We start from the raw sequence: 6464 nt of genomic DNA on the forward strand, positions 1-6464 counted from the left end.
CCCTGGAACGCCGGCCCGTACTGGTAACCGTGCCGGGCCAGCCAGTCGTACACGCCGGAGACCTGCACCGGTTCGGCACCCGCCGGTGGCCACTGCGCCAGATCCACCACCGATGCCGACGATGCCGGTGTCGATGGTGTCGGTTGTTGGGTGGTGAGGACGCCTTCGGCGTGCAAAGTCCAATCGGTGTCGGTTTGAGTGTCACGGGTGTACACCGAAACCGACCACCCAGCCGAGTCGTCCTGCCCGCCCACGGCCGATCCGTCTCGGCTGCCCACCAGGACCTGGAGCTGCACACTGCGGTCCTCGGTGAACACCAGCGGTGCCAGCAGGGTCAGTTCCTGGATCGCGGTCGCACCGACCTCGTCACCGGCCCGCAACACCAACTCCACGAATCCTGATCCGGGGAACAACACCACACCGGCCACGGCATGATCGGCCAGCCACGGCTGCGTTCCCAACGACAGCCTGCCGGTGACGACAACGCCACCGGAGTCCGGAGACCCAACCACTGCCCCCACCAATGGATGACCGGTCCCCGACAATCCCAACCATTCCGGATCGCCATGGCCGGCCGCCACCGTGTCCAGCCAAAACCGTTGCCGCTGGAACGCATACGTCGGCAGCCCGACCCGCCCCGGTGTGGTGGTGTAAACCTTCGTCCAGTCGAGGGGTGCCCCGGTGACGTAGGCGTGGCCCACCGATTTCCAGAACCGATCCAGCCCGCCCTCGTCACGACGCAGGGATCCGGTCACGGTCACCGCGGTCTCGAGACCGGCGGCGGTGTCTTCCATCGCCAACGCCAGCAACGGGTGCGGGCTGCACTCGATGAACGTGGTGAACCCGGCTCCGATCAGCGACTGCGTGGCCTGCGCGAACAGGACCGGTTCACGGGCGTTGTCGAACCAGTAACGGGTATCGAGTCCTGTGGTGTCGAACAGGTCACCGGTCACCGTGGAGTAGAACGCGATCGAACCCGCACGCGGCTGCAGTCCACCCAACGCGTCGATGAGGGGTTCACGGATCGTTTCGACCTGCGCCGAATGCGAGGCATAGTCGACCTCGATACGACGAGCACGGACTGCGTGAGTCTCGCAGTGCGCGATCAGTTCCTCGCACGCGTCCGGGTCTCCGGAAACAACCACCGAGGACACCCCGTTGACCGCGGCGATACCGAGCCGGTCGGCCCATCCCGCCATCAGCAACGCGGCCTGTTCACTGCCACACGCCAGCGACACCATCGCACCGTGTCCGGTGACCTCGGTCAGCAGTCGGCTGCGCAGTGCCACGATCATGGCGGCCTCGCGCAGCGTGAGCGCTCCGGCCACGTAGGCGGCGGCGACTTCACCTTGGGAGTGTCCGACCACGGCATCGGGAGTGACGCCGGCCGATTGCCACATCTGTGCCAGCGACACCATGATCGCCCACAACACCGGTTGGACCACATCGACCCGGTCGAGCCCGGGAGCGTGGTCGGCCCCGGTGATCACCTCGGTCAGCGACCAGTCCACGAACTCCGCCAACGCTTCCTCACAGCAGCGGATCTGCTCGGCGAACACCGGTGAGGACTGCAACAGCTCCGCACCCATCCCGGCCCATTGCGAGCCCTGCCCGGGGAACACCAACACAGTTTTGCCCGGTGTGGTGGTGCGACCGGTGACCACATCGGGTCCCGGTTGCCCCGAAGCCAACCCGGCCAACCCGGCCAGCAGGGCCTCACGATCAGCACCCACCACCACCGCACGATGCTCGAACACCGCACGAGTGGTCGCCAACGCAGACCCCACCGAGAGGACATCGAGGTTCTCCTCGGCGCGCACCCACTGCGCCAACCGGGCGGCCTGCGCGGCCAGGGCTTGGCTGGTCTTGCCCGATACCAGCCACGGCACCACCGCCAACCCCACACCCGCCACCGGATCCGGGGAATCGAGCGTATCGACCGGTGCCGGTTCGAGGGTGTCGGCTTGTTCGAGGATGACGTGGGCGTTGGTGCCGCTGATCCCGAAGGAGGACACCGCGGCCCGACGCGGCCGACCGTCGCTGACCGGCCACGGCCGGGCGTCGGTGAGCAGTGACACCGAGCCGGTGGTCCAGTCCACGTGGGGGCTGGGTGCGTCGACGTGCAGTGTTTTGGGCATCGTTTCGTGCCGCATGGCCTGCACCATCTTGATCACGCCGGCGACACCGGCCGCGGCCGAGGTGTGGCCCATGTTGGATTTGATCGACCCCAGCCATACCGGTCGATCGGCGGGCCGGTTCTGCCCGTAGGTCGCCAGCAAGGCTTGGGCTTCGATGGGATCACCCAGGACGGTGCCGGTGCCGTGGCCTTCCACCACATCCACCTCGCGCGCGTCGATGCCCGCGCTGGCCAACGCGGCACGGATCACCCGCTGCTGGGAGGGCCCGTTGGGTGCGGTCAACCCGTTGGAGGCACCGTCCTGGTTGACCGCCGACCCACGCACCACCGCCAGCACGTGATGGCCCTTGGCCCTCGCGTCGGCCAGCCGCTCGACCACGAGCACACCGACGCCTTCGGAGAAACCCGTGCCGTCAGCGGTGCCGGCGTAGGACTTGCAGCGTCCATCGGCGGACAGTGCCCGCTGGCGGCTGAATTCGAGGAACATTGTCGGGGTCGCCATCACCGCCACGCCGCCGGCCAAGGCCAGGTCACATTCCCTGGCCCGCAACGACTGCACCGCCAGGTGCAAGGCCACCAGCGACGACGAACACGCCGTATCCACCGACACCGCCGGGCCTTCCAAACCCAACATGTAGGCCACCCGACCCGACACCACACTCGAGGTCTGACCCGTCAGTTGAAGGCCTTCGAGCTGCGGGTCGCCACCGACGTGCATCGTTCCGTAACCCGCCGTCACCACGCCACAGAACACTCCGGTGGTGGAGCCGGCCAGTGTCGTGGGATCGATTCCGGCGTCTTCCAACGCTTCCCAGGAGGTTTCCAGCAGCAGTCGCTGCTGGGGGTCCATCGCCAGCGCTTCGCGCGGGCTGATCCCGAAGAACCCGGCATCGAAATCGCCTGCCGCGTCGAGGAATCCGCCCGAGCGGGTGTAGGACTTACCCGCCACGGCCGGATCGGGGTCGAACAGACCCTCCACATCCCAGCCTCGGTCGGTCGGGAAACCCGACACCACATCACGGCCGGTAGCCACCATCTCCCACAGACTCTGCCCCGAGTCCACTCCGCCGGGGAACCGGCACCCGATCCCCACGATCGCGATCGGCTCGTTCGAACGGTATTCAATGTCCTGTAGCCGTGCGCGGGTCTCGGCGAGGTCACCGGCAACCTTCTTCAGGTACCGAACAAACTTCTCTTCCCTAGAATCGCTACTCTCGGTGCTCACACCCATTACCTCATCCACCTATGCGCTGCCGAATTCTGTATCGATTACGTGAAAAACCTCGTCGGCGGTCACGGCCGCCTCAAGCCGCTTAGACACGTGATGCCCGTCGTCGGTTATGGAGGCAAGAAGCGTGCGTAGACGGCCAGCGATGTGCTGCTTTTGGTCTGCCCCGATTGCGGCCAGCATCCCCTCAAGCTTGTTCAATTCTTCTTCGACTAACAGATCGTCTTTTGCAACGGTGCCGCCCAGTTGAGAAAGGAGCAGATGGGCGAGTCGAGCGGGTGTGGGGTAGTCGAAGATGGTGGTGCTGGACAGGCGTAGTCCGGTGATTTGGGTGAGTCTGTTGCGGAATTCGATCGCGGTCAGTGAGTCGAATCCGAGTTCCAGGAATGCTTGGTTGGGGTCTATTGCCTGGGCTGAGGTGTGTCCGAGTACGACGGCTGCTTGTGTGCGGATCTCGTCGAGCACGATCTGCTGTCGGGCGGTTTCCTCGACGGTGGCGAGCCGTTGTGTCAGTGGTGTTCCGGTGGTGTCGGTGCGTCGCGCGGGTGTGCGGACGAGTCCTTGTAGTGGTGTGGGGAGTGCTCCGGCTCGTGCTTGTCGTTGTAGCGCCGCCATGTCCAGTCGGGCGGGCACTACCACTGCCGTTGCCAGATCGAGGCTTCGGTCGAACAATTCCAGTGCTAGCTCGGTGGGTAGTGCGCCGACACCGATCCGTTCCAGTCGTGTGAGTCCGGAAGTGCCTAGTTTGGCGGTCATTCCGGTGGGGTCTGCCCATAGTCCCCATGCCAGCGAGTGTGCTGGTAGTCCCTGCGACCGGCGCTGCTGGGCGAGGGCGTCGAGCCATGCGTTGGCTGCGGCGTAGTTGCCTTGTCCGGGGCTACCGATCAGTCCGGCCATCGAGGAGAACATCACGAATGCCGACAACGGCATCTCGGCGGTCAGTTCGTGTAGATGCCAGGTGGCGTCGATCTTTGGTCGTAGTGCCCGTTCGAGCTGGTCGACTGTCATCGATTCGATGACACCGTCTTCGAGTACCCCGGCCGTATGTACCACGGCTCCGAGTGGTCGTTCCAACGATTCCAGAAGCGTGGCCAATTGTTGGCGGTCGGTGACATCACACGCGACAACGTCGGTTTGGGCGCCCAACGCATCGAGGTCTGCGATCAGTTTCGCCGCGTCGTCTGCTTCCGGTCCGCGTCGGCTGACCAGCAGCAGCCGTTTGACGCCGTGTTTGTCGGCCAGATGTCTGGCCACCGTGGCGCCCAGACCGCCTGTGCCACCGGTGATCAGGACGGTTTCGTGTGGGTTTATCCGTGGCTGGGTGGTCGTTTCCCCTGTTCCTGCCGGGCTGAGCCGTGGCACCAAGGTTTGACCTGCCCGGACTGCGAGTTGGGGTTCGCCCAGCCCGACGAGTTTGCCCCAGTCCAGGTCGTGACCGCTCTCGGCGCCGATATCGACCAGCACGATCTGGCCCGGGTGTTCGCTTTGTGCCGAACGCATCAATCCCCACACCGGTGCCAGTCCCAGGTCCAAGGGCGCCTCGTCTGCCGCAATGGCGTGGCGAGTCACTACGACCAGGCGGGCTTGTGGCAGCCATTCGCTGCTCAACCATCGCTGCAAAAGGCTCAACGCGTTGGCTGTGGTAGCCCGCGCGGTGGCCGGCTCATCAGTGGCAGTCGTAGCCGTGATCGGAGCGATGACCAGATCCGGCCGTGCGGCCCCCTCCGCTAGGGCCCGTTCCAACTCGTCCAGATCGGTGAACCACTGCGCCGTATCGACTGGGTCGCTGACTGGGTCGCCGATTCCAGCGATCAGTATCGGTGTCGATTCATCTTTTCCTGCAGCGGTGACCGGCACCCAGTTCTGCAGGAACAAGCTGCGTTGACCGCCGAGTTGTGCCGCCGTGAGTTGTTCGGGGTTGACCGGACGCGTGGCAAAGGACTGCACCGATACGACCGCGGCGCCGGTGGTGTCGACTGCATCGACTCGTATCACGGACTCACCACGGGCAACCGCGCGGACACGCAGCCGCGAGACGTCCTGGCGGTCGAACCGCACCCCGGTCAAGCTGAAGGGCATCCTGGGTTGACTGTCGTCGCGGTCGATCAGAAAACCGGCTGCACTTTGCAGTACCGCATCCAACAGCGCCGGGTGAATCCCGAATCCCCGCGCCACATCCGTCTCGTCGGGCAACCCGACTTCGGCGTAAACCGCGTCACCGTTGCGCCAGAGCTCATGCACCCCTTGGAAGATGGGGCCGTAGTCATACCCCGCCTCGGCCAGCCGCGCGTACAACGCATCAACGGCCACCGGTTCTGCACCGTTCGGCGGCCATGTCGCAGGGAACGGCTCCCACGGTTCGGTGTCTGTGGAGGATGTGGCGGGTTCGGTCACAGCCAGCCATCCCCGCGCGTTACATACGGGCTCGCCCTGGTCCGTGCCGATCTCCGGGGCATGGGAGCGCGAGTAGATGCCCAGCTCTCGACGGCCGTCCTCACCGGCCTGCCCGACGGTGACCTGCACCTGAATCGTGTTCTGCTGCTGCAGGATCAACGGCGCCTGGAAAACCAATTCCTCGACAACCGGGCAATCCAGCTGTTGGCCTACCGCGTGTGCGAGCTCGACCAACGCAACTCCGGGGACGACCATCGCCCCGAGCAACACGTGATCGGCAATCCACGGCTGGGCCTGGACAGACAGGCGTCCGGTGAACACCCACTCGTCGCGATCGCCCACCGGCACCGCCGCGGCAAGTACCGGATGCTGCACCCGGTACTGCCCGGCCGAACCCGCATCGGCAGAACCCGAAGCCAGCCAATACCGTTGCCGCTGGAACGCATACGTCGGCAACCCGACCCGACCCGGTGTGGTGGTGTAAACCTTGCTCCAGTCGACAGGTACCCCCGCGACGAAGGCGTGGCCCACCGCTTTGACCATCGCGGTGGTCTCGGGGCGGTGCTTGGTCAGCACGGGGATCGTGATGGCCTCGGGAGAGGTCAGTGTCTGTTCTATGGCAGCTGACAGGCCAGCGCCGGGACCGACTTCGATGAACCGGGTGGCGCCCATCGACTCCAACAACTGCACACTGTCGGCGAAACG

The 6464-nt window shown here is 65.3% G+C and carries 2 protein-coding genes; both read right to left on the reverse strand.

Annotated features, from left to right (window positions below; translation table 11 throughout):
- Nucleotides 1–3362 (reverse strand): beta-ketoacyl synthase N-terminal-like domain-containing protein (locus ACHQ4I_RS37395; RefSeq protein WP_476445418.1); only part of this gene is annotated, 3362 nt, incomplete at its 3' end.
- Nucleotides 3363–3380: 18 nt separating this feature from the next.
- The coding region (locus ACHQ4I_RS37400; RefSeq protein WP_420776654.1) for an SDR family NAD(P)-dependent oxidoreductase at nt 3381–6464 on the reverse strand (3084 nt) is incomplete at its 5' end.

Source organism: Nocardia nepalensis (assembly GCF_048910785.1).
Classification (GTDB): Bacteria; Actinomycetota; Actinomycetes; order Mycobacteriales; family Mycobacteriaceae; genus Nocardia; species Nocardia nepalensis.